This is a genomic window from Kitasatospora sp. NPDC057518 (assembly GCF_042802075.1).
Taxonomy (GTDB): domain Bacteria; phylum Actinomycetota; class Actinomycetes; order Streptomycetales; family Streptomycetaceae; genus Kitasatospora.
In genome coordinates, this window is record NZ_JBHVEU010000567.1 from 1 (window position 1) to 4,983 (window position 4,983).

Consider the following 4,983-nt stretch of genomic DNA (forward strand, 5'->3'; position numbering starts at 1 on the left):
TGGTAGCCGAACAGGTCGACGATCAGGTGCAGCGGAGCACCGCTCGCGTTGTAGAACGAGACCCTGCCGTCCTTGACCGGGACGACCACCTGGTTGGGGATCGTCTCACCGGGCAGGAAGTTCAGGTTCGAGGCGTTCGGCGCCGCGTCCCCGTGCGGGAAGACGGTCAGGTGCCCGTCGGTGCCCGGCTCGGTGACCGTCACGTTCAGGGTCACCGCCGCGGCGTTCGGGATCTCGCCGACCGGGACGTCCACCGTGCCCCAGGCCGGGACGGTGGCCGCCGGGCGGACGCCCGACTCCCAGTAGGTGTCCTGGCGGGTGTCGAGGACCCGGATCGGGCCGGCCGGGCGGTAGCTGACCTTGCCCTCGGTGGCGTAGTAGCCCGCGAGGTCGGCGATCAGGTGCACGGTACCGCCGGAGACGTTCTGGAAGGACACCTTGCCGTCCTTCACCGGCACCGTCACCAGGTTCGGAATCGTCCGCCCGGCCGTCCAGTTGAGGTTCGACGCGTTCGGTGCCTTGTCACCGTGCGGGAAGACGGTGAGGTGGCCGTCGGCCTGCGGCTCGGTCACCGTCACGTTCATCGTCACGGCGGTGACGCCGGCCGCCGGCACGCCCGCGACGCCGGCCACCGGGAGGTCGACGGTGCCCCCGGCCGGAACGGCCTGCGCCGCCGGGACGCCGATCGGCGCCCGGGTGTCCAGCAGCCGGGTCGGGCCCTGGGCGTGGAACAGCGAACCCTTGGGGCTGTAGTAGCCCGCGAGGTCGGCGATCAGCTGCACCGTGCCGCCGGAGGCGTTGTAGAACGACACCTTGCCGTCCGTCACCGGAACCGTGACCAGGTTCGGGATCGTCCGCCCGGCGGGCCAGTTCAGGTTCGACGAGTTGGGCGCCGCGTCCCCGTGCGGGTACACGGTGAGGTGCCCGGCCTCCTGCGGGTCGGTGACCGTCACGTTCATCGTCACGGCGGTGACACCGGACGCCGGAACCCCGGCCACGCCGGCCACCTGGAGGTCGACGGTGCCCCAGGCCGGGACGGGCTGCGCCGTCGGCACGCCGATCGGCTGACGGGTGTCCAGCAGCCGGGTCGGACCGGCCGGGGTGAACGCGCTGCCGATGTCGAGCATCTCGTAGGCACCGCGGTCGCGGAAGCCGCTGCCCGTACCGGTGTTGGCGACCGTCGGGTCGTCCACCGGGGCCTGGCCGCCGCGGTCGGTCGGCAGCATGCCCGGGGCGGTCTCGTCCGCCGAGTCGATCCGGTGGTCGACCGGGGCGTCCGGGCCCTTCGGCACGTAGGTCAGGGCGACGAAGTCGTGCACGCCCTGGCCGGTGTTCGCGGTGAGCTGGTCCTGGGTGCCGAAGGCGGCGCCGGCCCAGCTGTAGGGCGCGCCGCCGCTGCGCGGGTCGATCAGGTTGTAGTCGACCTTGGTGCCCGCGGTGGCGTTCGCCCCGACGGTGATCCCGGTGGCGGCGGCCGGGGTGGCGCAGGCCGCGTTCTGGTTCTTCGCGGTGTTCACCACGTTGTTCTCGACCACCGCGCCGGTGGAGCCGCCGTCCAGCACGATCCCGGCGAAGCAGGACGAGGTGACGGTGTTGGCCACCACGACGGTGTTCGGCGCGTCCTTGACCAGGATCCCGGTCATGTCGGGCACGTAGTTGGCCTGGACCACGTTGGTGGTCAGGACGGTCCCGGTGGAGCCGCCGTCGACCTGGAGCAGCGGGCCGGGCGCGTAGCTGAAGTCGCCGCGGGCCCAGGTGACCTTGTCGGAGGCGTTGGTGATCCGCACGCCGCCGCCCGAGGCCGCGATGTTGGTGAAGGAGACGTCGTGCCCGCCGTCGACCACGACGGCCGGACGCTGGTTGCTCAGCACCGTCAAGTTCTCGAAGCGCAGGTGGTCGGCGCCCTTGACCACGATGGCGCTGTCCGGGTGGTTCGGCGCCCCGCCGCTGAGCGAGGCGACGCCGCCCGACGAGTACTGCTGGGCCTGGCTGCGGAAGGTGATCGGGGCGTCGGCGGTGCCGGAGCGGGTCACGGTCACCGCGGTGTCGACGTAGGACCCGGCCGCGATCTCGACGGTCTGCCCCGGCTGGACGACCGCCGCGGCGGCCGCGACGTGGCAGAACGGCGCCGACTGGGCGCCGCTGCCGCTGTCGGTGCAGTTCGCACCCGCGGCGTTGTTGACGTAGAGCGTGCCGCCCGCCGCGGCCGCGCCGCTCGCGACGACAGCCGGAAGACCGACCGCCCCGAGCAGCGTCATGCCGGCGGCGAGGGCCGTACGGAGTCTGGAAATGGGAACCCCCCTGGGCATTGTGCAGCGCTGATGACGCTTTCCGGCCCCCTGTGTCCTGAACTGATCGACTGGAGGGCGGAGCGGATCATTCCACAGCGGAAGGGGCCGCGCCAACGACAAATCCGCAGGCCACCGCACCGCACGCGAACGGCCCCGGAGTCGAGCGCGGGGGCTCGGCTCCGGGGCCGTCGGGGCGGGCGCGGGGGCGCGTACGGGTCAGTAGGCCTGGTAGCCGAACAGGTCGACGATCAGGTGCAGCGGAGCACCGCTCGCGTTGTAGAACGAGACCCTGCCGTCCTTGACCGGGACGACCACCTGGTTCGGGATGGTCTCGCCGGGCAGGAAGTTCAGGTTCGAGGCGTTCGGCGCCGCGTCACCGTGCGGGTAGACGGTCAGGTGCCCGTCGGTGCCCGGCTCGGTGACCGTCACGTTCAGGGTCAGCGCGGTGACGTTGGGGATCTCGCCGACCGGGATCTCCACCGTGCCCCAGGCCGGGACGGTGCCCGCGGGGCGGGCCTCCGAGTCCCAGTTGGCGTCCTGGCGGGTGTCGAGGAGCCGGTACGGGCCGGCCGGGCGGTAGCTGACCTTGCCCTCGGCGCTGTAGTAGCCGGCGAGGTCGGCGATCAGGTGCACGGTGCCGCCGGAGGCGTTGTAGAACGAGACCTTGCCGTCCTTCACCGGCACCGTCACCAGGTTCGGGATCGTCCGCCCGGCCGTCCAGTTGAGGTTGGAGGCGTCCGGTGCCTTGCCGCCGTGCGGGTAGACGGTCAGGTGCCCGTCCTGCTCCGGGTCGGTGACCGTCACGTTCATCGTGACGGCGGTGACACCGGCCGCCGGGACGCCCGCGACGGCGGTGACCGGCAGGTCCACGGTGCCCCAGGCCGGGACCGCCTGCGCCGACGGGACGCCGATCGGCGCCCGGGTGTCCAGCAGCCGCGTCGGGCCCTGGGCGTGGAACAGCGAACCCTTGGTGCCGTAGTAGCCGGCGAGGTCCGCGATCAGGTGCACCGTGCCGCCGGAGGCGTTGTAGAACGACACCTTCCCGTCCGTCACCGGAACGGTCACCAGGTTCGGGATCGTCCGGCCGGCGACCCAGTTCAGGTTCGACGAGTTCGGCGCGGCGTCACCGTGCGGGTAGACGGTCAGGTGGCCGTCGGCGCCCGGCTCGGTCACCGTCACGTTCAGCGTCACGGCCGTCACGCCCTCCGCCGGAACGCCCGCGACACCGGTCACCGGGAGGTCGACGGTGCCCCAGGCCGGAACCGCCTGGGCCGACGGGACGCCGATCGGCGCCCGGGTGTCCAGCAGCCGGGTCGGACCGGCCGGGGTGAACGCGCTGCCGATGTCGAGCATCTCGTAGGCACCGCGGTCGCGGATGCCGCTGCCCGTACCGGTATTGGGGACCGTCACGTCGTCGGCCGGGGCCCAGCCGCCGCGGTCGGTCGGCAGCATGCCCGGGGCGTTCTCGTCCGCCGAGTCGACGGTGACGTCCAGCGGCGCGTTCGGCCCCTTCTGGACCCACGACGGGGCGAAGAAGTCGTGCGCGCCCTGGCCGGTGGCGGCGGTGAACGCCTGCTGGACGGCGTACGGGACGCCGCCCCAGTGGTAGGCCGCGGCGTCGCTGCGCGAGTCGACCACGTTGTAGTCGGCCTTGAGGCCCGGGACGGAGTTCACCGCGACGGTGATCCCGGTGGCGCCGGTGGCCTTGGCCCCGCAGGACTTCTCGAGGTTGGCCGCCGTGTTCACCACGTTGTTCTCGACCACCGCACCGGTCGAGGTGCCGTCCAGCACGATCCCGCCGAAGCAGTTCGTGTTCAGCGAGTTGCTCACCACGACGGTGTCCGGCGAGTCCTGCACCACGATGCCGGTCGAGTTGTAGCCGGAGTTGGGCTGCACCACGTTGGTGGTCAGCACGGTTCCGGTGGAGCCGCGGTCGACGGTGATCCCCGGCCCCGCCGAGCCGATGCTGCCGCGTCCGAACACCACCTTGTCGGACGCGCCGGTGATCCGGACACCGGTGCCGCCGAGGACGGAGGTGTTGTCGAACACCACGTCCCGGGCACCGCTTACCACGATCGACGGCTTCAGGTAGCCCGCGTCGAACGTCAGGTTCTCGAAGCGGACGTGCTGGGCGCCCGTGACGAAGAAGCCGTTGGTCTGCTGGTTCCACCCGCCGATGCGGGCACCGCCGCCCGGGCTGTTCTCGTTCTTCGTCGCCCGGAAGGTGATCGGCGCCTCGGCCGTGCCCGACTTCGTGACGGTCAGGTCCTCGGGGTACGCCCCGTCGGCGATGTCCACCGTCTGCCCCGGCTGGACGACGGCCGCGGCCGCGCCGATGGTGCAGAACGGCGCCGACTGGGCGCCCGTGCCGCCGTCGGTGCAGTGCGCACCCGCGCCGTTGTTGACGTGGAGCGTGCCGCCCGCCGCGGCCGCGCCGCCCGCGGAGACGGCCGGCAGACCGACCGCCCCGAGCAGCGTCACACCGGCGGCGAGGGCCGTACGGAATCTGGAAATGGGAACCCCCCTGGGCACTTTGAAGCGCGAATGACGCCTTTACCCTCCGTTGGTCCGTCCTTGATCGACTGGAGGGCGGAGCGGATCATTCCACAACCGGTGGGGGCGCGCCAACGACAAATCCGCAGGCCTCCGCACCCCGCGCGAACGGCCCCGGCACCGAGCGGAGGGCTCGGAG

2 protein-coding genes are annotated in these 4,983 nt (G+C 72.1%); both read right to left on the reverse strand.

Features of this window, described 5'->3' with window-relative positions:
* Window positions 1–2,258: right-handed parallel beta-helix repeat-containing protein (locus tag ACFU7Z_RS36135; protein ID WP_380782259.1), on the reverse strand; the 2,258-nt coding region annotated here is incomplete at its 3' end.
* 249 nt (window positions 2,259–2,507) lie between these two features.
* A complete protein-coding gene (locus tag ACFU7Z_RS36140) occupies window positions 2,508–4,772 on the reverse strand; it encodes a right-handed parallel beta-helix repeat-containing protein (protein WP_380782261.1) in 2,265 nt (754 codons plus the stop codon).
* Window positions 4,773–4,983 lie beyond the last annotated feature (211 nt).